Genomic DNA, 22,057 nt, shown 5'->3' with positions numbered 1-22,057 from the left:
TTGTCATCGCCGTTTCATCGCCCTCGTTCAGGCTCGGCGTGCACCGACTTGGCTGTCCCTTCCATGCAACCGCGCAAGACCGATCTCGCCCGAACCGCGCTGCAGGCCCACCGTGCGCCGCTGGACATGCGCCAGCGCCGGCTGCTGATCCTGTGCGACGGCCAGCGCACCGTTGCCGACCTGACCGGCCTGCTTGGCCAGGAGGCGCCGGCGATGGTGATCCAACTGGTGCAGGCGGGCTATCTGGCGACCGGCACGGCAACGGCGGCGGCCCCCCCTCACGCCGCTGCCGAACCGGCCAATGCAGCGCCGGTGAAGGTGCCAACCAACACCAGCGCCACGCCGGTCGAACGTCGCCGTTCGCTGGTGGCGGCACGCATCTACGTGCTGGGCATCCTGGAAATGCAGCGGCATCCGCAGGCAGCGGCGCTGTTCCGCGATCTGCAGCAGGCGCGTGCGGAGGATGAGGTGCTGCAGCGGCTGCAGTCGGCGATGCAGCTGCTGCCCGCGCTGACTTCGGATGGCTATTGCCAGCGCGTGCGCCAGCGCCTGCTGGAGGCGTTGCCGCTGGAGCATTGCGACGCCTTCGCCGAGGTGGCGTAAGCGCAGGTTCCGGCGCAGCCGTGCCGACCAACGGTCGGCACCCACCTACCTAGCGGGACGACCGGAAGTTGTTGCGCAGGCCGTTCCAGCACTGCTGGTAATCGCCCTGGCGATGGCCGGCAGCCAGCGCCTGCGCGGTCGGGCGGATCACCCCGCGGGTCTCGAACATGAAGGCCATCGTGTCCTTGATCACGTCGGCCTTGGACAGATCGGCATTGGACGCCTTGTCGAAGGTCGGTGCATCCGGACCGTGGCCGCTCATGCAGTTGTGCAGCGACGCGCCGCCCGGCACGAAGCCTTCGGCCTTGGCGTCGTAGGCACCGTGCACCAGGCCCATGAACTCGCTGGCGATGTTGCGGTGGAACCACGGCGGGCGGAACGTGTTCTGCGCCACCAGCCAGCGCGGCGGGAAGATCGCGAAGTCCATGTTGCTGGTGCCCGGCGTGTCGCTGGGCGAATGCAGCACCAGGAAGATCGACGGGTCCGGGTGGTCGTAGCTGATCGAGCCGATGGTGTTGAAGCGACGCAGGTCGTAGCGGTACGGCGCGTAATTGCCGTGCCAGGCCACCACGTCCAGCGGCGAATGGTCGATCGGCGCACGCCACAGGCGGCCTTCGAACTTGGCGATCAGTTCGAAATCGCCATCCACATCCTCGAACGCCGCATGCGGGGTCTCGAAGTCGCGTGGATTGGCCAGGCCGTTGGAGCCGATCGGGCCCAGGTCGGGCAGCTTCAGCAGCGCGCCGTAATTCTCGCAGATGTAGCCGCGGCTCGGGCCATCGGGCAGCTCCACGCGGAAGCGCACGCCACGCGGAATCACCGCGATCTGCTGCGGTTCGATCTCGATCACGCCCAGCTCGGTCAGCAGGCGGATCGCGCCCAGCTGCGGCACGATCAGCAGCTCGCCGTCGGCGTTGTAGAAATAGCGGCCTACCATGTCGCGGTTGGCGGCATACAAATGAATGCCCACGCCGGCATGCGCATCGGGCGAACCGTTGCCGCCCATCGTGTACAGGCCTTCGACGAAGTCGGTCGGCAGTTCCGGCAGTGGCAGCGGGCTCCAGCGCAGCTGGTTCGGCGAGGCCGGCTGCGAGCCGAAATCACACTGCAGCTGCGACTGCGCGAACGGGGTGAACTCGCCATGGGCCACCGCCGGGCGGATCCGGTACAGCCAGCTGCGGCGGTTGCTGCCGCGCGGCGCGGTGAACGCGGTGCCGGTCAGCTGTTCGGCGTACAGGCCGTGGGCCACCTTCTGCGGTGAGTTCTGCCCGACCGGCAGCGCACCGGCAACGGCCTCGGTGGCGAATTCGTTGCCGAAGCCGGACTGGTAGCCGCGGGCGGTGATGGCGCTGGACATGGGGGCTCCTGGATACGGCAAAACCGGAACGGAAAGCAGCCGGGCACGGCTCGGCTCTACAGAGGGGCAGGCGCCGGGACTGGCCCGGCGCTGCTGATGACCTTACAGCACGCCGCGGCGGATCTGGTCGCGCTCGATGCTCTCGAACAGCGCGGTGAAGTTGCCTTCGCCGAAGCCCTCGTTGCCCTTGCGCTGGATGATCTCGAAGAAGATCGGGCCGATGCAGTTCTGGGTGAAGATCTGCAGCAGCTTGCGCTGGTGGGTTTCCGGATCGGCATCGATGAGGATCTTGTTCTTCGCCAGGCGCGGCACGTCTTCACCGTGGTTCGGCACGCGCTGGTCGATCACGTCGAAGTAGGTCTCCGGCGTGTCGAGGAAATCCACGCCCTGCGCGCGCATGGCTTCAACGGTCTCGTAGATGTTGTCGGTGAAGCAGGCGATGTGCTGGATGCCCTCGCCCTTGTACGCGTCCAGGTACTCGTTGATCTGGCTCTTCGGGTCGGACGATTCGTTCAGCGGAATGCGCACGATGCCGTCCGGCGCGGTCATCGCCTTGGACACCAGGCCGGTCTTGAGGCCCTTGATGTCGAAGTAGCGGATCTCGCGGAAGTTGAACAGGCGCTCGTAGTAGTCCGACCACTGCTGCATGTTGCCGAAGTACAGGTTGTGGGTCAGATGGTCGATGAAGGTCAGGCCGAAGCCCACCGGGTGCAGGTCGGCACCGGCGATCGGCTCGTAGTCGCCGTCGTAGATGCTGCCAGCGCTGCCATAGCGGTCGACCAGGTACAGCATGCAGTCGCCGATGCCCTTGATGACCGGCGCGCTGACCGCTTTGCTGTCCGGCTTGAAGGCGATGGCTTCGGCGCCGTTGCCCAGCGCGGTCTGATAGACCTCCTGGCCCGGCTTCTTGAAGCGGATGGCGAAGCCGCAGGCGCACGGACCGTGCTTCTCGGCGAAGTCGGCGGCGAAGGAATCCGGGTCTTCATTGACCAGGAAGTTGACGCCGCCCTGGCGATAGACGGTAATCGGACGCTGCTTGTGCTTGAGCACCGCGCTGAAGCCCATCTTCCGGAAGTACGCGTGCAGCTCCCGGCCACGACCGGCCGGGGCGGCGAATTCGACGAACTCGAAGCCGTCGATGCCCATCGGGTTCTCGAAGGTGGTGACCTGCATGCCGGGGTTGGGGTGCGAGGCGGTCGGGACTGCGGTATTCATGGCGTGGCTCCGAATCGGTACCGCATCGGTACAAACCAGGTGCGGGCAGGTTGGGACCCGGCGAGAATGCAGGGTCTGGACCCACCCCTTATAGTTACACTTGAAACCACCAGCAAGGTGCACCGCAACATGAGCCCCGCCGATCCCGCCTCGACCCGCCTGCGTGCCTCGCACGTCCTGCTCGACCTGGAACAGTTCCTGCCCTACCGGCTGAGCGTGCTGTCCAACCGGGTCAGCGGCAACATCGCCAAGCTATACGGCGATCGTTACGGTCTGGCGATTCCCGAATGGCGGGTCATCACCATCCTGGCGCTGTATCCGGGTTCGTCGGCCAGCGAGGTCTCCGACCGCACGGCGATGGACAAGGTGGCGGTAAGCCGCGCCGTGGCCCGCCTGCTGGAACGCGGCTTCATCAAGCGCGAGACCCACGGCGACGACCGCCGCCGCTCGGTGCTGGCGCTGTCGGCGGCTGGCTTCGAGGTGTACGAGACCATCGCCCCGATGGTGATCGAGATCACCCGCAAGCTGATGTCGGTGCTGAGCGAGGAGGAGGAGCAGCTGCTGGAAAAGCTGATCCTGCGCCTGGCCGGCGATGGCCTGGAACGGATGGGCGAAGGGGTGTAACCACGCCGAGCGCGGCGATTGGTAGATCCACGCCATGCGTGGATGGCGACGCGCCGGTGTGGCTTCGGTGGGGTCAGAGCCCTTTCCTGCGGAAAGGGATCCGACCCCGGGGTGCGCGGGGTCAGCTCAGATGCTTGCGGCGCGCGTGGATCCACGGCACGGCCAGCGCCGCGATGGCGCCACCGGCGAAGCCGAGCGAGGCGGCAACCGTGGCCGCTTCGACCGCCCCCGGCAACGCCAGCGCCGCAGCCACCAGCAACAGCGACGGCAGGCCGACGAAGGTGCCCAGGAAGAAGTGCCAGCGCGGCGACCAGGTGTTGAGCTGCAGCAGGCTGACCGGTTGCCACGCCTGCGACGCGGCATCCTCGGCAATCTTTGCCACCGCCTTGGCCAGATCCACTTCGGGCAGCGCGCGCCCCAGGCGTGCGGTGGCCAGCAGTTCGGCCACGGCGTCCACCGGGGGGAAGCTGGACGGCCACGCCACCGGTGCCGGCACGCCGTAGGCGGTCAGCAGCGGCACGCTCAGCCAGGGCGCCACCAGCGGGCGCATGCGGCGGCGGCCATGCACGCACCAGATCTGTTGCTGGCCATGTGCGGTAACGCTGTACAGCGCCAGTTCGTTGGCCGGCGGATAGCCCAGCATGGTCACCCGCGCCGCCAGGCTGTCCTGGCCCATCGCGCGCAGGAAGCCGGGGCGGCTGCGCCCTTCCTGCATCCAGGCCAGGCCAAGCGCGCCCACCAGGTAGGCTTCCGCCACGTCCTTGCTGCCAGCGGTGGCGCGTTCGTCACTGGCCAGGTACCAGGCCAGCGATTTCGGTTCGGACACATCGTCCAGGCCCCAACGGCTGTCGTCGCCCAGCACATGGCGCACCGGCAGGCGCGCGGGAGCGGTCTCACCACGCTCGCCCGGCTGCAGGAACGGCAGCACCCCCTGGATGAAGGTGGACAGCTCGATTGCACGCACGCCGTGGCCCTGCCATTCCGGCGGCAACAGCCCGGCCAGCTGGCCGTCGGCGGCCAATGCGTCGAGCCGGGACTTCTGCTCGACCAGCTTCTGTACCGCGCCCTTCAGCACCACGTTGTCGGGCAACGCGATCTGCGGCAGGCGGTGGCGGGGCGGTGCCAGTTCAACAGCGTCCTCGCCGGTGCCGGCGTCATCCAGCAGCGCTTCCTGCGGCGGCAGGGTCACGCCCTCGCCTGCTCCGCCCTCGGCCAGGTCGCTGGCGGGTTCGGGCAATCGTTCGGCGTGGTCGCTGTGCATGGGCGTTCCGGTAGGGTGCATCGACGGGATGTCGACTGAGGTCCTTGCCGGTAGCGGCGAGCGCGTAGCGAAATTGAGATGCCGCTTCCGGGAATGTGACCGCACCCACAGTAGAGCCACGCCATGCGTGGATGCGACCCGGCATCAGTCCCGACCCACCCTGCCGGCCATCGGCCGGCACTACCGGTCAGGTGCCCATTGCTTCAGGAAGGCGCTCACCCGCGCAGGCTGGAACGCCTCGCCCCGGCGCAGCTCACCGGTGGCCTGCGACACCAGCAGGCTTCCATCGGCATCGAGCACCAGCAGGCGCGGATAGTCGCGCTCCATCTCGGGGAACTGGGCGAAGAAGGCCGTGTTGGGCTGCTCGTCGCTGGCGTTGACCTTCACCCACACAAAGTGGGCATCGCGGAAGCGGCGCAGGTCGCCGTTGCCTTCCACAATCTCATCCAGCGCATGGCAGCGGTCGCAGGCGGCGTTGCCGACCTCCAGCAGGATGCGCTTCCTGCCGCGCTGGGCTTCCACCTTGGCGGTGGCCAGATCATCGGCGGGGTCGCGGGCCGGGTCGAACTGCGCGCCGAGCCCGGCGATGGCGGCGATATCCGCCGCCACCGGCGTGTTGCCCGAGGCCACCGGCTCGCTGGGGTCAGCGACCGGTGGCTCGGTGGGTCGGGTATCCAGGGGCTGCGTGGGCTCGGCGGCGGCAGGCGGTTGCGGTTGGGAACAGGCGCCGATCAGCGCCGCACAGACCACCACCACTGCTCCACCGAGCTTCATGCGCATGCCTTCTACCCTCTCATCGTTACTTGACGCCGTGCATCAGCTTGTTGATCAGCGGGGCGATCAGGAACAGCACCACGCCGGAGCCGATCAGGGCCCAGAACCCGAAGGTATACCCCTTCAGGGCCGACTCGACCGTCATGCCGCCTTCACCACTGACCACGCCGGCGAAGATGCCCGACAGGTTGTTGCCGATGCCGGTGGACAGGAACCAGCCGCCCATGCCGAAGCCGACCAGGCGCACCGGGGCCAGCTTGGTCACCATCGACAGGCCGATCGGCGACAGGCACAGCTCACCGATCGACTGGATGACGTAGACCATGAACAGGGTCCAGAACGGGATCTTGCCGTCCACCACCATCTGCGACAGGGCGAACATCAGCAGCGCGAAGGCGGCGCCATTGAACAGCAGGCCCAGGCCGAACTTGCGCGGGATGGATGGATTGGCACGGCCCATGGCCACCCAGATCCAGGCGATGATCGGCGCCAGGGTGATGATCGCCACCGAGTTGACCGACTGGAACCACGCGGTAGGGAAGGTCCAGTCACCGAACTGGCGGTTGACGATGTTCTCGGCCAGGAAGGTGAACGAGCTGCCGGCCTGTTCGAAGAACATCCAGAACATCACGTTGAAGGCGAAGATGATCAGCATGGCGATCACGCGGTCGCGCTGCACCTTGCCCTCGCGGATGCCCTCCACCAGCAGCACCACGGCCAGCGCGGTGAACATCGCACCCAGGATCCAGGCCAGCGCGGTAGCACCGGTGGCCAGCAGGAAGTAGGCGATCGGAATGGCGACCACGGCACCGATCAGCACCATGATGATGCGGCCGAAACCTTCAGCGCCGGCCGGCGGTGCGCCGATGCCCTTCAGGCCGGCACGGCCGATGTAGAACCACACCAGCGAGATCAGCATGCCCACGCCCGAGGCGATGAACACGACCTTGTACGACGGCATTTCCGAGGTACCGAAGACCTTGCGGGCCAGGTACTCGGTCAGCACCGGGGCGATCATCGCGCCGATGTTGATGCCCATGTAGAAGATGGTGAAGCCCGAATCGCGGCGCTCGTCCTTCAGGCCGTACAGCTTGCCGACCATGGTCGAGATGTTCGGCTTGAACATGCCGTTGCCGACGATGATCGTGGCCAGGCCGAGCTTGAAGATGTGCTCCTGCGGCAGCGAGATCATGAACAGGCCGGCCGCCATGATGACCGCGCCGGTCAGGATCGAACGCTGGTAGCCCAGCACCCGGTCGGCCACGTAGCCACCGAAGATCGCCGCGGCGTACACCAGCGCCAAGTAGGCACCGTAGATGCGGCTGGCATCGCCTTCACCGGCGGCGTTGCCGTTGTAGAACTGGGCGACGATGTACAGCACCAAGGCCCAGCGGATGCCATAGAACGCAAAGCGTTCCCAGAACTCGGTCATGAACAGCATCCACAGCGGGCGCGGATGGCCCAGCGTGGTCTTGAAGTCCGGCAGGGCCGGCTCTGGGGTGTTCGCAGTGGCGTTTACGCTCATGCGGGTTTCCTGGTTCGGTGGATGACGAGCACGTCCGCTGTGCAGTTGGAGCAACGCGCGAGGATCACCGACTTCTGGCGTTCACGTCAAATACACGCCGTTTGAGGCAGGTGCCGGCCTGCTCGCTGAACTTGCATCTGAAACGATCCAGCCAAGGGTCGGGATCCAAGCTGAATACGGATCAGCCCTGTGCTGGCGGGGGTCCGGCCTGCAGGCTGGTGCGCACCTGGAACAGCTCGGGGAAGAAGGTCAGTTCCAGCGCCTTGGCCAGGAAGCCGACCCCGGACGAGCCGCCGGTGCCGCGTTTGAAGCCGATCACCCGCATCACCGTGCGCATGTGGCGGAAGCGCCAGAGCTGGAAGGCGGTCTCCAGGTCCACCAGGTCCTCGCACAGCGCGTACTCGCGCCAGTAGCGGTCGGTGTCCTGGTAGATGCGCTCGAAGACCGGCTGCAGTGCGTCGTCGGCTACATGCGGCTGGGTCCAGTCGTGGTTTTCATACACGGCCGGTACGGCGTGGCCGAAGCGGGCCAGGTACTTCAGGAATTCCTCGTACAGGCTGGGCGCTTCCAGCACGGTGCGCAGCTGCGCCTGGCCCACCGCGTCGTGCTCGAACACCTGCAGCATCTGCGCGTTCTTGTTGCCCAGCAGGAACTCGATGTAGCGGTACTGCAGCGACTGGAAGCCCGACGAAGGACCCAGCACGTCGCGGAAGCCCATGTACTCGGACGGGGTCAGCGTTTCCAGCACCGACCACTGCTCGGTCAGCTGGCGCAGCACCTGCTTGCTGCGCGCCAGCACCTTGCGGCACTGCCAGACTTCATCGCGCTGCAGGAAACCGATCGCGGCCCGCAGTTCGTGGCCCAGCAGCTTCAGCCACAGCTCCGAGGTCTGGTGCTGGATGATGAAGAGCATCTCGTCGTGGTGCGGCGGGTTGGACAGCGGCTGCTGCGCGCTGAGCAGCTGGTCCAGCCGCAGGTAGCCGCCGTAGGTCAGGCGCCCCTGCAGGTCGGTGTGGATGCCGGCTTCGAGATCGCGTTGGTTGTTGTCGACGGACATGGGTGCGGCCAGATCGGGGGCGGCAAGGGTAGCGCGTTGCCGCCATGCTGGCAGCCGCCACGTTCATACCGGGGCGTCCGGTTGGCCGTGGAGCATCGGCCGATGCCGTGCCTGCGCGTGGAACCGCCCATGCCGTTGTACTGGCGGTCAGCCAGAGGCGTATTCTGATGCTTTGCAGCAACGACTGAATACGTTGTTGTTATTGGCCCCCCACCCGCCGGCAGGGGTAAAACGGGGAATCGCCGTGTTGCGGCGCAGGAAGGCTATTCCGTACGCGTTCCTTAACATGGCGATTCATATCATTTGTAACTTCTCTGTCGAAGGTGCAGTACGCAATGACGGTTGCCGCTGAATTCAAGATCGAATACCTGCAGTACCTGGACGCGGACGGCAAGCTCGTCCGCGATGACCTGCCCGCGTCGCTGCGCGACCCCAAGGTCCTGGTACCGCTGTTCAAGCAGATGCTGTACGTACGCACGTTCGACAGCAAATCCATCGCGCTGCAGCGCACCGGCAAGCTCGGCACCTATGCCGCCTGCCTGGGCCATGAAGCCGCGCACGTGGGCATCGGTGCCGCAATGCAGAAGGACGACGTGTTCGCCCCGTCGTACCGCGAGTATGGCGCGATGTTCATGCGTGGCGTGCGTCCGCACGACGTGCTGATGTACTGGGGCGGCGACGAGCGCGGCAACGACTACGGCGGCAACGCGGCCAAGGACTTCCCGTTCTGCGTGCCGATCTCCACCCAGTGCCTGCATGCCGCAGGTGCCGCGCTGAAGTTCAAGCTCAACAAGGAACCGCAGATCGCCGTGGCCGTGTGCGGCGACGGCGGCAGCTCCAAGACCGACTTCTACGCAGCACTGAACTCGGCCGGCGCCTACAAGCTCCCGCTGATCCTGTGCATCGTCAACAACGGCTGGGCCATCTCGGTCCCGCGTTCGGCCCAGACCGGCGCCGAGACGCTGGCGCAGAAGGGCCTGGCCGGCGGCCTGCACTGTCTGCAGGTGGACGGCAACGACCTGATCGCGGTGCTGGCGGCGATGGAGCAGGCGCGCGAACGTGCGCTGGCCGGCGACGGTGGCACCGTGCTGGAACTGATGACCTACCGCCTGTCCGACCACACCACCGCCGATGACGCGCGCCGCTACCGCGACGACGCCGAAGTGAAGGATGCCTGGCAGCGCGAGCCGATGCTGCGCCTGCGCAAGTACCTGACCGCCGCCGGCGTGTGGAGCGAAGAAGAAGAAACCGCCTGGATCGCCGAGTGCGGCACGCGCGTGGACGAAGAAGTGAACCTGTACCTCAACACGCCGGTGCAGCCGGTCGAGGCGATGTTCGACTTCCTGTATGCCGATCCGCCGCCGGACCTGCTGGCCCAGCGCGCCCAGGCGATCGCCCTGGAGAAGCGCCATGGATGAGATCAAGAACGGCGCGCCCGGCGCGCACACCAACGCCGCCGACAGCGCTGCTGTCGCGCGCGGAGAAGAGAGCATGACCACCACGCCGATCACCCTCATCGAAGCCATCACCCAGGCGCTGGCCTGGGAGCTGGAGCACGACCCGTCGGTGCTGGTGCTGGGCGAGGACGTGGGCGTCAACGGTGGCGTGTTCCGCGCCACCGCCGGCCTGCAGCAGCGCTTTGGCTCCGAACGCATCCTCGACACCCCGCTGGATGAAACCACCATCGCCGGCCTGACCATTGGCCTGGCCGCGCAGGGCATGAAGCCGGTGGCCGAAGCCCAGTTCGACGGCTTCATGTACCCGATGGTCGACCATATCGTCTGCCACGCCGCACGCCTGCGTTACCGCACGCGTGGCCGCCTGCACTGCCCGATGGTGCTGCGCGTGCCGTGGGGCGGTGGCATCCGCGCGCCGGAACACCACAGCGAAGCCAACGAGGCGATCTTCACCAACGTGCCGGGCCTGCGCGTGGTGCTGCCGTCGTCGCCGCAGCGTGCCTACGGCCTGCTGCTGGCCGCGATCCGCGAGCCGGATCCGGTGATCTACATGGAGCCCAAGCGCATCTACCGCCAGTACAAGGAAGTGGTCGTCAACGACGGCGAAGCCTTGCCGCTGGACGTCTGCTTCGTGCTGCGCGACGGCACCGACGTGACCCTGGTGACCTGGGGCGCACAGGTGAAGGAAGCGCTGGAAGCGGCCGACAAGCTGGCCGGCGAAGGCATCAGTGCCGAAGTCATTGACGTGGCCACGCTGCGTCCGCTGGACTTCGCCACCATCGCCGAATCGGTGGCCAAGACCGGCCGCTGCGTGATCGTGCAGGAGGCGCCGAAGACCGCGGGCTTCGGCGCCGAGATCGCCGCGCGCCTGGCCGAGGAATCGATCTATGACCTGCTGGCGCCGGTCGAGCGCGTCACTGGCTACGACACCCACATTCCGCTGTTCCGCCTGGAAATGAAGTACCTGCCGAGCGTTGAGCGGATCGTGGCGGCGGCCAAGCGCGCGGTGGCGGCCGGCTGACATGCGGGCCCGCCTTCTGGGGGCTTACCGCAGCCAGTATCCCAACCCGCTCCGGTTCCACACCGGCCAGATCGTCGAAGTAGGTGTCCGTGACGAGGAATGGCCGGCGTTTGCCTGGGTACGCACCAACGATGGGCGCGCTGGATGGGCGCCCATCGCTTGGTTGCAGCTGCTGGACGAGGGTCGCGCCGAAGCCCTGTGCGACTACGATGCCCGCGAGCTGGATGTGGAAAGTGGCGAGATGGTGAAGCTTCATCACGAACACGGTGGGTGGTGGTGGTCCGAGCGCGCCAATGGCGCGACGGGCTGGCTGCCGGCCCGCGAACTGGAACTGCTGGAAGAGAACTGCAAATGAGCCAGACCAAGAACTTCAACCTGCCCGACCTGGGCGAAGGCCTGCCGGACGCGACCATCGTCGAGTGGTTCGTCAAGGAAGGCGATGTGATCAAGCTGGACGAGCCGCTGGTCTCGATGGAGACCGCCAAGGCCGTGGTGGAAGTGCCCTCGCCGTTCTCCGGCAAGGTGCTGAAGCTGTCCGGCGGCGCCGGCGACATCATCCCGACCGGCTCGGTGCTGGCCAGCTTCGAACTGGACCCGAACCTGCCGCAGCGTGCCGATGGCCAGGACACCGGCCACAGCCATGGTCACGCCGCACCGGCGGCGCCGGCTGCCGCACCGACCCCGCCGCCGCTGCCGGCTGCGCCGGTCGCTGCGGAAGAAGCCAAGCCCGCCGCAGCCGAGCGCGATGACGCGGGTACCGTGGTCGGCGCGATGCAGAGCTCCAATGCCGTGCACGCCGAGCAGGCGCTGGCCGTCGGTGGCGTCAAGGCCGTGCCGGCCGTGCGTGCGATGGCCCGCAAGCTGGGCGTGGACCTGAGCCGCGTGCCGGCCACCGGCACCGATGGCGCCGTGACCATGGCCGACGTCAAGCAGGCCGCCGCCAACGGCAGTGCCAAGCTCGGCGCTGCTCCGGCACCGGTCGCTGCTGCCGCCTATGCCGCGCCAGCCCCGGCGCAGGTGTCTGCCCCGGTGCAGAGCGAAGCGCGCACCCCGCTGTCTGCCGCTGGCAAGCCGATGCGCACCCAGCCGCCGGGCGTGGTCGCCAAGGGTCAGCCGGAACCGCTGAAGGGCGTGCGCCGCAACATGGCGCGCGTCATGGCCGACGCGCACAGCAAGGTCGTGCCGACCACGCTGAACGACGACGCCGACATCCACGCCTGGCTGCCGGGCAACGACGTCACCGCCCGCCTGGTTCGCGCCATCGTCGTTGCCGCACAGAAGGTGCCGGCCATGAACGCCTGGTTCGACGGTGAAGCGCTGACCCGCACCCTGCACGCCCAGGTGGACATCGGCATCGCCGTGGACACCGACGACGGCCTGTTCGTGCCGGCCCTGCGCAATGCCGACATGCTCGATGCACGCGGCATCCGCGAAGGCGTCAATCGCCTGCGCGAGCAGGTGGAATCGCGTTCGATCGCCGCCTCGGAACTGAGCGGCTACACCATCTCGCTGTCCAACTTCGGCATGTTCGCCGGCCGCTACGCGACCCCGGTCGTGGTACCGCCGTGCGTGGCCATCGTCGGTGCCGGCCGTGCCCGCCACCAGATGACCCCGGTGATGGGCGGCGTGGAAGCGCACAAGGTAATCCCGCTGTCGGTCACCTTCGACCACCGCGCGGCTACGGGTGGTGAAGCCGCCCGCTTCCTGCGCGCGATGATGGACGACCTGGCGCTGGCCAGCTGATCCAGCTGATCGGTGGGTGCCAACCTTGGCTGGCACATGAATTGGAGAAACGCCGGGCACTGCCCGGCGTTTTCTTGTGCCCGCATCCACGCATGGCGTGGATCCACAAAATGCCCGCGATCAATCGCGAGCGACCATACCCTCGGCGCGGCTGTAGACACGCAGGCGGTGCCCGTCAGGATCCGCTCCGACGAAGGTGTGACCGAATTCCAGCGTCACCGGTGCCTGCAGGATCTGCACACCGAGCGCGCGCCACGCATCGTGCGTCTGCTGCACAACGTCGGGGTTGGCGACCACCATCGCCAGTTCCGCGGCGCCGGCCTGCGCGGACACCGGCGGTTGCACGTCGTCGCGCTGCCACAGGCCCAGTGCGGCGCCATCGCCGAGCAGGAACAGCGCAAACCCGGGCGACTGTTCGACCGGCGGTTGGCCGAGGATGGCGCTGTAGAAGGTGGCGCTGGCGGCGACGTCGCGCACGTACTGCAGCAGGGTGCTGGGCTTGAACATGGGGAAGCTCCGTTGGTGGGAGCGTTCATGGTGGTACGGGCCTGCTGACAGATTCTGTCAGTAGAGTCGACTGTCGGTAGAGTCGACTGTTAGTCGACTGCCTTTCCTTCAGCCTGCATAAAACCGCGCGCTGCGCGCGATAGTCGACTGACAGTCGACTCTATTTCCCCCCGCTCCACGCGTCCCGCTGTTGCTGTGGTCATGAGCGATCCAGCCAGTCCGGTGCGATGCCCTGCGCTTTCTGCCAGCGTCGCAGCAGGGTGGCGCGTGGCACCCGATAGCGATCCTCCAGCACGCGCACCTGGCGGATGCGGTCCAGCCTGAAATGCCGGAAGTCCCCGCGACTTTCGCACCATGTCGCCAGCATCGGTACTTCATCGAAGTAACCCAGCGCGAACGGCCAGACGATGCGCTCGCTGCGCTGGCCGTGCGCGTCCTCGTAAGCGAACTTCAAGCGCTGCTGCGAACCCACAGCTTCACGCACGGCCTGCAGACGCGCAGCCGGCACCTTGGCTGCCGCACGCGAGGGACCCACGCGCAGGCCGCTGTCACGCAGCGCTTCGCGCCGTGCTGCAGGCAACACATGCGCGATACGCGCCAGGGCGTCGCGTGCGGCCTCGGCCAGCGCCGGTTCGGTGCGGGCGGCGACCCAGCGCAGGCCCAGCACCAGCGCATCGATCTCGGCCGGTGGCAGGGTCATGGGAGGCAAGGTATCGCTCGGCGCCAGCAGGTAGCCGACGCCGGCCTCGCCACGCAGGTCAGCGCCCTGCTCGCGCAGGGTCTCGATATCGCGGTACAGCGTGCGCAGGCTGATGCCCAGCGCGTCGGCCAGCGCCTGCCCGGCCACCGGACGTCGATGACGGCGCAGCAGCTGCAGCAACTGGGTCAGGCGCAGCGCTCGCGACATCAACCGACCAGCGCGCGCGACGCCACCACGTGCTCGCCCGGTTGCGGGGCCAGCGCGGCCTCGGCCAGTACTTTGGAGATTTCAGTGGCCGGATTGATCCGCCACGCCCGCGGCAGGACCGGCCCCAACGCGCCGAGTACCGTCAGTGCGAAACGCTCGCCGCGACGCACCTCGTTGCGCTCGCCACCGATCAGCCCTGGGCGGACCAGGGTCAACGAGTTGAAGCCCAGCGCGCGCAGGTCACGCTCCAGCTCGCCCTTCACCCGGCTGTAGAAGATCGACGACTGCGGGTTGGCGCCGGCCGCGGAATTCAGCACATAGGTACTGGCCCCCTGTGCCTGTGCGAGCCGTGCGAACGCCAGCGGATAGTCGTGGTCGATGCGATGGAAGGCCTCGCGGCTGCCGGCCTGGGCAATGGTGCTGCCCAGCGCGCAGATGACCGCGTCTACGCGCGCCCATTCGGGCGAGGTGGGCAACGCGTCGAAGGCCAGCACCGGGTTCTCCAGCTTCCCGTGGGTTACGCCCAACGGGCGGCGGGTGGGCGCCACCACGGCGCTGCAGCGCGGGTCGTCCAGCAGCCTGGGAAGGGTCAGCCCGCCGACCAGGCCGGTCGCCCCCAGCAACATCACGCGCATCACCACCTCCACTGCGGCATCCTGTCGCCCATCCTAGCCGTTCAAGCCGTCGGCGGCCGCGCCGATATGCTGGAACCAGTCCCTGCCAGCCCCCCAGGATTCGCTCCATGACGGACCAGCCCGACCACCGCCCTGCCCCCGGTACCGCCCTTGGGCCGCCGGCACGCGTGCGCGCGGTGGTGGACGATGGACTGGGTGACCGCGTGGTGCTGCAGGGCGGCGGTGGCGTGGCCCTGCAGCAGCTGTTCGCCGGTGCCGACGCGCCGGAACCGCTGCTGGCGGCGTTCGCCAACGGCATGGCCACCCTGCCCGGCGAGCTGGGCGACATGGGCGACCGCCTGCAGTCGGCGCAGGCCAGCGCCGATTGGCCACGTTACGGCCGCGCGATGCGGCAGCTGATCGACAAGTACATCCGCACCATCGAGCAGCATTCGCCGGACGGGCAGCCGGAAAGCCTGCGCCTGTCCGAGCAGCTGCGGCTGCTGCTGGGCGGCGCGGTGGTGGCCCTGCTGCAGCACGACCCGGACCTGCGCGAGCAGGCGCAGGCGCTGGCCACGCGCCTGCGCCAGTGGCAGCCGGGCACGGCACTGGAACCCATCGAACAGGGCGTGCGCGAGCTCGGCCACCAGGTTGGCGTGCGCGCCGAAAGCTGGCAGGAGCAGCAGGCGCTGCTGCTGGAGCTGTTCGCGCTGTTGCTGGAGAACGTGAGCGAGCTGCTGGACGACCGCAGCTGGCTGCAGGGCCAGATCGCCGCGGTGCGTCAGCTGCTGGATGGTCCGCTGGAAGCCGAAGCGGTCGAACGCACCCGCGCCGAGTTGCGCGAAGTGATCTACAAGCAGGGCCTGCTGCGCCAGGGCATCGACGATTCGAAGGCCGCGATGCGCGGGTTGATGGGCGAGTTCATCGAGCGCATGGATGGCATGGCCACCAGCACCGGTGAGTACCACGATCGCATCGGCAGTTACGCGCTGCAGCTGCGCGAGGCGCGCAGCATCGCCGACCTCAACCAGCTGCTGCAGGACGTGATGCGCGACACCGGCAAGGTGCAGCAGCAGGCCGCACAGGCGCGCGATCACCTGGCCAATGCGCGGCAGGAAGTGGAACGTGCAGAGCAACGCATCGCCGAGCTTGAGCAGGAGCTGCGTGCCGCCGGAGACCTGGCACGCATTGATCCGCTGACCCAGGCGCTGAACCGTCGCGGCCTGGACGAACTGCTGCAGCGCGAGCTGGCGCGCGCCGCGCGCAACAACTCACCACTGGGCGTGGCGGTGATCGACCTGGATGATTTCCACCAGACCAACGACGCGCACGGGCACGCGGGTGGCGATGCGCTGCTGCAGCACCTGGTGTCCGTGTGCAAGCTGCTGCTGCGCGCCACCGACGGCATCGCGCGGCTGGGCGGCGATGAGTTCGTACTGGTACTGCCGGAAACCCAGGGCGCCGACAGCATGGCCACCGTGCAGCGCCTGCAGCGTTCGCTGGCACATCGCGTGCTGACCGTGCAGGACCAGCGCGTGCCGGTGCATTTCAGCGCCGGGCTGGCGCAATGGCAGCCCGGCGACGATACCGAGACCCTGTTGCGCCGCGCCGATGACGCGCTGTATGCCGCCAAGCGGCAAGGCAAGAACCGGGTACAGGCGGGGTGATGATCCAGCATGCGGACGCTGTAGCGCCCGAGCCCATGCTCGGGCGGCGGGGTCCAGCGCCGTAGAACAGCCGAGCGTGGGCTCGGTTCTACAGATTACTTCCCGCGCAGCGTCTGGAACCCGGTCACCGCCGCCAGCACGATGGCGCCGACGATGATGCCGACCACCATGTTGGCCGCAGCACTGATCAGCCAGCCCCACTGCCCTTCGCCGCCCAATGCCTGCACCGCATGGTGCAGCGCCGGCACGTTGTGCACCAGGATGCCGCCGCCCACCAGGAACATGGCGATGGTGCCGGCCACCGACAGGAACTTCATCAGCCACGGCGCCGAGGCCACCAGGCCGCGACCAAAGGCCGCCACAGCCCCGCCCTTGCGCGAGAGGTACAGGCCCACGTCATCAAGCTTCACGATGCCCGCGACCAGCCCGTAGACGAACACCGTCATCGCCAGCGCAACCACGGCCAGGGTGATCAGCTGGTTGGTGAACGGTGCGGTGGCGACCACGCCCAGGGTCAGCACGATGATCTCGGCCGAGAGGATGAAGTCGGTGCGGATCGCGCCCTTCACCTTGTCCTTCTCCCACGCGACCATGTCCACCTGCGCATCGGCCAGCGCCTTGCGACGCTCGGCCTGGCGCTCGGCATCGTCGTCGGAGGAATGCAGGTAGCGGTGCGCCAGCTTCTCCACACCCTCGAAGCACAGGAAGGCACCGCCGATCATCATCAGCGGCACGATCAGCGGCACGTTCCAGCCGCGGCTGTGCAACCAGGCCTCCAGCGCGCTGATCGCCAGTGCCGCCGGCACCAGGATCACCTTGTTGACCAGCGAGCCCTTGGCCACCGCCCACACCACCGGCAGTTCGCGGTTGGCGTTGACCCCGGTGACCTGCTGCGCGTTCAGCGCCAGATCGTCGCCGAGTACACCAGCGGTCTTCTTCGCCGCGACCTTGGTCAGGACCGAGACATCGTCGAGCAGGGAGGCGATATCGTCGAGCAGGGCGAACAGGCTGGCACCGGCCATGGCACATCCAAAGAGGGAATGGGCGGATTCTGACCGATACCGGGGTACCTGCGGAAGCGGGTGGATTCACTGCGTGCCTACCGCCCCCCGGCGACACTGCGGAATCCGGACACTGCCGGCCAACGGCCGGCACGACCGTCTTTGCCGCATGGGAGTTCCGCTTGAGCAACCCGTCCACCGCCAATGGCAATCCTCCGCTGGTCAAAGGCATGAACCGGCGCAGCCAGATCCTGCGCCTGCTGATGCGCTATCGCCATTCAGGCGTGTTCTCGGGCATGAACCTGGATGCCGCGGGCAATCCGGCCGACGTTCCCGCAGACGGCAACCCGGAGCAGTTCGTCAGCGACCTGGAAGCGCTGGGGCCCACCTTCGTCAAGCTGGGCCAGATGCTGTCCACGCGCCCGGACATGGTGCCGGTGGAGTTCGCCACCGCACTGGAACGCATGCAGGAGAAAGTGGCCGAGATCCCGGTTGAACGCATCCACGCGATCGTCGAGCAGGAGCTGGGCGCACCGGTGAACAAGCTGTTTGCCTCGTTCGACCCTGAACCCCTGGGCTGCGCCTCGATCGCGCAGGTGCATCGCGCGGTGCTGCACGATGGCCGCCAGGTGGCGGTGAAGGTGCAGAAGCCTGAAGTGGCTGCGCAGCTGCGCTCGGACCTGGAGGCGTTGCGCAGCTTCGCGCTGGCCGCCGACCACCTGACCCAGGTCGGCCGCCGCGTGCGCCTGCGCGACTGGCTCAACGAGTTCGCCAAGACCCTGATGCAGGAGCTGGACTACCACGCCGAGGCCGAGAACCTGGCCCGCTTCGGCCGCCACCTCAAGCCGTTCCGCCGCCTGTGGATTCCGCAGCCGCTGTGGGATTACAGCAGCCAGCGCGTGCTGACCATGGAACTGGCCACCGGCGTGCGCGTGGATGCGATTCCCGATGTGCGCCGCACCGAGCAATCGATGGATCCACTGGCGGCCGCGCTGATCCGCGGCTACCTGGACCAGATCTTCGTGCATGGCGAGATCCATGCCGACCCCCATCCGGGCAACCTGCGGGTGATGCCCGATGGCCGTCTGGCGATCTTCGACCTGGGCATGGTCGCGCACATGCCGCCGCGCCTGCGCGAGCGCCTGTTGAAGATCCTGTTCGCCGCCGTCGATGGCCGTGGCGAGGAAGTGGCCGACGACCTGATCAGCATCAGCACGCGGCTGGAGGCGTTCGACGAGGAACGTTACCTGCGCGAGACCGGCCAGTTGATCGCGCGTTACGCCGCCAGCGGCACGTTCTCCGAAGGCCGCGTCGTGCTGGACATGGTGCGCATCGCCACCGCCTGCGGGCTGCGCACGCCGCCGGAACTGAGCCTGCTGGGCAAGGCACTGCTCAACCTGGAGACCGTATGCCGCTTGCTGGCACCCGAGCTGGATACCCGCCGCATCGTCGAGCGCCAGCTGCAGCACGTGATGCGCGCCCGCCTGAAGAAGTCACTGTCTGCGGCCAACATCGCCAGCGAGGCGATGGAGCTGCAGCAGCTGTTGCGCGATGGGCCGCGCAAGCTGTCGGACATCATGGCGTTGCTGGCCGAGAACCGCCTGCAGATGAAGGTGACCGGGCTGGAGGAATCGCGGCTTATGGAGAACCTGCAGAAGATCGCCAACCGCGTCGCGGCCGGCATCATCAGCGCGGCATTGATCATGGCCGCCGCAATGATGATGAAGATCGACACCGGCTGGCATCTGTTCGGCTACCCGCTGATTGCGCTGATTCTGTTGTTCATCGGCGTGGTGCTCGGCCTCGGCATCGTGACCAGTGCACTGCTGTTCGACCGTCGCGCGCGGGCACGCGAAGAACGCGGACATCGCTAGCGCACCATCGAAAAATCCCGCATTCATGCGGTTTTTAATGCAATCCAACGCAGGCTTTCACGCTCGTTTTACCTTCTGAGCACGATCCCGCGCGCGTCATTTCAACAAACATTTCAGTCAGGTTCGTGCATGCACTATCGGGTCATCGGCCTGTCACATGCATGTGCTTGCGGCAGCGCCGGTCGGATGGACACGCGTCGGTACGACGTCCATCACCACCACCCCGTCACTGCCGAAGCTGCCTATGCTCTGGATACTGCTGCTGTCGTTGTTGCTGCTGTGCTGGTTGTTCCTCGCGTCCGACAAGTGGGTGTGGTGGAAGGCCGGTGCGTTCTCCCTGCTGCTGCTCACGCTCAGCGCATGGTGGCTGATCGACAAGCTGTCCGGTGATGGGCTCAATGCCGCCACCCTGTACCACCTGGGCGCCGACATGGAAGGCGCCGGTGTCTCCGATTTCAAGGGCTACATCGCCGGATTCATCGTGCTGGCGCTGGTCTCGCTGCTGCCGCTGTTCGCCACGCGGGTGAAGCGCTGGCGCCGGCCCGGCCACGGCGCTGCCTGGTTCGCGGGCTTCGCTGCGGTGTGGGTGGCCACGATCATGATCAGCCCGCTGGCCCGCGACGGCCAGCGCCTGTACCAGCAGCTGCGCCCGGTCGACTTCGCCCGCATCGCACCCGAATACCAGGTGCCGACGCAGCCGCTGCAGCGCCCGCGCAACATCGTCTGGATCTACGGCGAAAGCCTGGAACGCACCTATCTGGACGAGGACGTGTTCCCGGGCCTGATGCCCAATCTCAATCGCCTCGCCAGCCAGTCGCTGGACGTGCGTGGCCTGGCCTCGGCCGAAGGCAGCGGCTGGACCATCGCCGGGCTGGTGTCGTCGATGTGTGGCGTGCCGCTGACCACCTCGCAGGGCGACGAGAACAGCATGGACCGCATGGGCAGCTTCCTGCCCAAGGCAGTGTGCCTGGGCGACTACCTGAAGCAGCAGGGCTACACCAACCACTATCTGGGCGGTGCCAACGGCCAGTTCGCCGGCAAGGGCCAGTTCCTGGCCAGCCACGGTTTCGATGAAGTGCATGACCTGGCCTGGTTCGAGCAGCAGAAGAAGATCGGCCGCATCCATTACTCGGCCTGGGGCGTGCACGACGATGTGCTGCTGGACACCGCCTACCAGCGCTTCGAACAACTTTCGCGCGCCGGTTCGCCGTTCATGCTGACCACGCTGACCATGGATACCCATCACCCGGCCGGGCACCTGCCAGTGTCGTGCAAGGGCGAGCGCTACCAGAGCCAGTACGGCAACATCGGCCTGCTCAATGCACTCAAGTGCACCGATCGACTGATCTCGCAGCTGGTCGAACGCATCCAGGCCAGCCCGTATGGCAAGGACACGTTGATCGTGATCGCTTCCGATCATCTGGCGATGCCCAACGACCTCAGCCATGTGCTGGCCAAGCAGAAGCGCGAAAACCTGCTGCTGTTCCTCGGCGACGGCGTGGCGCCTCGCCAGCTGGCGGTGGAAGACGGTTCAACGCTGGATTCCGGCGCCACCCTGCTCAGCCTGCTCGATCCGAACCTGCAGACCATGGGCTTCGGCCGTTCGCTGCTGGATGACAAGCGCGCGCCGAGCGCCAGCGTCGCCGCACGCCGCGACGGTGGCCGCGACTACCCCCAGTATCTGGCCTTCGCCCGTTCGCTGTGGCTGGGTGAACCGACCCGCGAACTGAAGATCGACGGCGACGACCAGGTGGTGGTCGGCCTGCAGCATGTGCAGCCACCGGTTCTGCTGGAGTACGACAAGGACTGGGGTCTGAAGTCGGTGTATCTGGAAAACACCTCGCGCCAGTTCGATGATGCCGACCCGGACAACACCCTGGCCTATGTCGACCGCTGTACCGCGTTCGAGGACGGCTCGGCCGATGGCGACTGGTGCGCCCTGCTGGTCAACCGCGACAACGGCATCAAGCTCTACCGCGACAACGACCTGCGTGGCGGCATTGCCGTGGATGCGCCGCTGGACGCCTTCCAGGGCCCGCGCCCGAGCGTGCGCCAGGCGCACATGATCACGCAGAAGGGCCGCCGCACCCGCGCCGGCCAGTACATGCTGCAGCTGGTGGCGAGCACGCGCCCGGATCGCGGTTTCTGGATCGAGGCGGTGTCGTCGCAGCGCAAGGTGGTGCTGGCCCAGCAGTGGGTGCAGCCCGATGCCAACGGCAAGATCAACGTATCGTTCGGGCTGGACCACGAAGTGGACGATCTGGAGATCCGTGCGTGGTTGAACCATGCCGAGAAGCTGGCAGTGGATACGTTCGCACTGGTGCCCTCGCGCAGCCGACCGCGGGGGTAGGGGTTTCTTTGCAGGGCTGCGCCCTGCCACCCGCTACAAGCCGGAGAAACAGCAACGGCAACAGCGTGCGTTCCGTGGTTGGGTGGGGCGGTGTCGGAGTGCGGGGACGCCGTGAATCCGTCCTTGGAGGCTTGGCAGCCGCATCCATGCGGCTGACACCCCGCACTCCGACACCGCCCCACCTCTGACAGATTCCTGCGGCTGTCGGTAGGTGTCGACCTTGGTCGACACAATCTGTCAGATATCGAAAATCAAAATGGGGTCAGATCCGTTTTCCTCCGGAAAACGGATCTGATCCCAAAAGCAATTCCAACAGATCGCGGAAATCTGTCGAAGGCGGGGCGGTGCCGGAGTGTGGGGTGTCAGCCGCATGGATGCGGCTGCCAAGCCTACAGGGACGTACTTGCGGCGTCCCCGCACTTCGGCACCGCCCCGCCCAACCACGGAATGCACGCTGTTGCTCTTGCGGTTGCCGTTGCTTCGGCGGGTGCAGGGCGCAG

At 67.1% G+C, this 22,057-nt stretch carries 18 protein-coding genes and 1 pseudogene; 9 read left to right on the top strand and 10 right to left on the bottom strand.

What is annotated here, in order from left to right; all coding sequences use genetic code 11:
- Positions 1-63 precede the first annotated feature (63 nt).
- A complete protein-coding gene (locus AC5P8Z_RS10360; protein WP_286070200.1) occupies positions 64-603 on the top strand; it encodes a hypothetical protein in 540 nt (179 codons plus the stop codon).
- A gap of 49 nt (positions 604-652) precedes the next feature.
- Here AC5P8Z_RS10360 and hmgA read toward each other — a convergent pair whose 3' ends face one another.
- Positions 653-1,960, bottom strand: a complete 1,308-nt coding sequence (gene hmgA, locus AC5P8Z_RS10355; RefSeq protein ID WP_495228997.1) for a homogentisate 1,2-dioxygenase — start codon at positions 1,958-1,960, stop codon at positions 653-655.
- Between the two features lie 102 nt (positions 1,961-2,062).
- Entirely contained in the window at positions 2,063-3,175 is a 1,113-nt protein-coding gene (gene hppD, locus AC5P8Z_RS10350) for a 4-hydroxyphenylpyruvate dioxygenase (protein WP_495228996.1), read from the bottom strand.
- Between the two features lie 129 nt (positions 3,176-3,304).
- Here hppD and AC5P8Z_RS10345 point away from each other — a divergent pair, with 129 nt between their 5' ends.
- Positions 3,305-3,799, top strand: coding sequence for a MarR family winged helix-turn-helix transcriptional regulator (locus AC5P8Z_RS10345; RefSeq protein ID WP_010482680.1), 495 nt, complete (start codon positions 3,305-3,307; stop codon positions 3,797-3,799).
- A 121-nt stretch (positions 3,800-3,920) separates the two neighbouring features.
- Here the strand turns inward: AC5P8Z_RS10345 and AC5P8Z_RS10340 are convergent, their stop codons facing one another.
- From AC5P8Z_RS10340 to AC5P8Z_RS10325, 4 genes are all read right to left on the bottom strand, one after another.
- Positions 3,921-5,060, bottom strand: coding sequence for a hypothetical protein (locus AC5P8Z_RS10340; RefSeq protein ID WP_295567301.1), 1,140 nt, complete (start codon positions 5,058-5,060; stop codon positions 3,921-3,923).
- Between the two features lie 180 nt (positions 5,061-5,240).
- Positions 5,241-5,840 carry a thioredoxin family protein gene (locus tag AC5P8Z_RS10335; RefSeq protein ID WP_286070205.1) on the bottom strand — a complete coding sequence of 200 codons (600 nt, stop codon included), beginning with the start codon at positions 5,838-5,840 and terminating at the stop codon, positions 5,241-5,243.
- 19 nt (positions 5,841-5,859) lie between these two features.
- Positions 5,860-7,359, bottom strand: a complete 1,500-nt coding sequence (locus tag AC5P8Z_RS10330) for a peptide MFS transporter (RefSeq protein ID WP_495228995.1) — start codon at positions 7,357-7,359, stop codon at positions 5,860-5,862.
- A 181-nt stretch (positions 7,360-7,540) separates the two neighbouring features.
- On the bottom strand, positions 7,541-8,416 hold the full coding sequence (locus tag AC5P8Z_RS10325; RefSeq protein ID WP_286070207.1) for a tryptophan 2,3-dioxygenase: 876 nt from the start codon (positions 8,414-8,416) through the stop codon (positions 7,541-7,543).
- A 335-nt stretch (positions 8,417-8,751) separates the two neighbouring features.
- Here AC5P8Z_RS10325 and pdhA point away from each other — a divergent pair, with 335 nt between their 5' ends.
- The 4 genes from pdhA to AC5P8Z_RS10305 are packed head-to-tail and all read left to right on the top strand — an operon-like array spanning position 8,752 to position 12,637.
- The gene (gene pdhA, locus AC5P8Z_RS10320) at positions 8,752-9,834 is read left to right on the top strand and encodes a pyruvate dehydrogenase (acetyl-transferring) E1 component subunit alpha (protein WP_049428059.1); all 1,083 of its coding nucleotides are present in this window, start codon (positions 8,752-8,754) and stop codon (positions 9,832-9,834) included.
- Positions 9,827-10,894, top strand: a complete 1,068-nt coding sequence (locus tag AC5P8Z_RS10315) for an alpha-ketoacid dehydrogenase subunit beta (protein ID WP_019338598.1) — start codon at positions 9,827-9,829, stop codon at positions 10,892-10,894. The genes pdhA and AC5P8Z_RS10315 overlap by 8 nt, the downstream gene beginning before the upstream one ends.
- A 1-nt stretch (position 10,895) precedes the next feature.
- Positions 10,896-11,249 carry an SH3 domain-containing protein gene (locus AC5P8Z_RS10310; RefSeq protein ID WP_005411349.1) on the top strand — a complete coding sequence of 118 codons (354 nt, stop codon included), beginning with the start codon at positions 10,896-10,898 and terminating at the stop codon, positions 11,247-11,249.
- On the top strand, positions 11,246-12,637 hold the full coding sequence (locus tag AC5P8Z_RS10305; protein WP_286070209.1) for a dihydrolipoamide acetyltransferase family protein: 1,392 nt from the start codon (positions 11,246-11,248) through the stop codon (positions 12,635-12,637). Before AC5P8Z_RS10310 ends, AC5P8Z_RS10305 begins: the two co-directional genes overlap by 4 nt.
- Before the next feature lie 120 nt (positions 12,638-12,757).
- Here the strand turns inward: AC5P8Z_RS10305 and AC5P8Z_RS10300 are convergent, their stop codons facing one another.
- The 3 genes from AC5P8Z_RS10300 to AC5P8Z_RS10290 form a co-directional block, all read right to left on the bottom strand.
- Complete coding sequence (locus AC5P8Z_RS10300) at positions 12,758-13,144, bottom strand: VOC family protein (RefSeq protein ID WP_495228994.1); 387 nt, start codon at positions 13,142-13,144, stop codon at positions 12,758-12,760.
- A 199-nt stretch (positions 13,145-13,343) separates the two neighbouring features.
- On the bottom strand, positions 13,344-14,051 hold the full coding sequence (locus AC5P8Z_RS10295) for a helix-turn-helix transcriptional regulator (protein ID WP_495228993.1): 708 nt from the start codon (positions 14,049-14,051) through the stop codon (positions 13,344-13,346).
- On the bottom strand, positions 14,051-14,686 hold the full coding sequence (locus AC5P8Z_RS10290) for a Rossmann-fold NAD(P)-binding domain-containing protein (protein WP_495228992.1): 636 nt from the start codon (positions 14,684-14,686) through the stop codon (positions 14,051-14,053). The genes AC5P8Z_RS10295 and AC5P8Z_RS10290 overlap by 1 nt, the downstream gene beginning before the upstream one ends.
- A 107-nt stretch (positions 14,687-14,793) precedes the next feature.
- On the opposite strand from AC5P8Z_RS10290, the gene AC5P8Z_RS10285 reads away from it, so the two are divergent.
- Positions 14,794-16,332 (top strand): GGDEF domain-containing protein, encoded by a 1,539-nt coding sequence (locus tag AC5P8Z_RS10285; protein ID WP_106551353.1) that lies wholly within the window; start codon positions 14,794-14,796, stop codon positions 16,330-16,332.
- A 95-nt stretch (positions 16,333-16,427) separates the two neighbouring features.
- Here AC5P8Z_RS10285 and AC5P8Z_RS10280 read toward each other — a convergent pair whose 3' ends face one another.
- Positions 16,428-17,354 (bottom strand): DUF808 domain-containing protein, encoded by a 927-nt coding sequence (locus tag AC5P8Z_RS10280; protein WP_286070213.1) that lies wholly within the window; start codon positions 17,352-17,354, stop codon positions 16,428-16,430.
- Positions 17,355-17,560: 206 nt separating this feature from the next.
- On the opposite strand from AC5P8Z_RS10280, the pseudogene AC5P8Z_RS10275 reads away from it, so the two are divergent.
- Both AC5P8Z_RS10275 and AC5P8Z_RS10270 read left to right on the top strand, forming a co-directional pair.
- Positions 17,561-19,207 (top strand): annotated as a pseudogene (locus AC5P8Z_RS10275) (ABC1 kinase family protein); the annotation flags it as partial.
- Positions 19,208-19,451: 244 nt separating this feature from the next.
- Positions 19,452-21,557: a phosphoglycerol transferase I gene (locus AC5P8Z_RS10270; RefSeq protein WP_286070214.1), complete on the top strand. Its 2,106-nt coding sequence runs from the start codon at positions 19,452-19,454 to the stop codon at positions 21,555-21,557.
- Positions 21,558-22,057: the final 500 nt, after the last annotated feature.

Source organism: Stenotrophomonas sp. YJH_SMC_17, from assembly GCF_059371655.1.
Note: the sequence above shows the minus strand (reverse complement) of the source record. Positions and strands in the feature narration are given on the sequence as shown.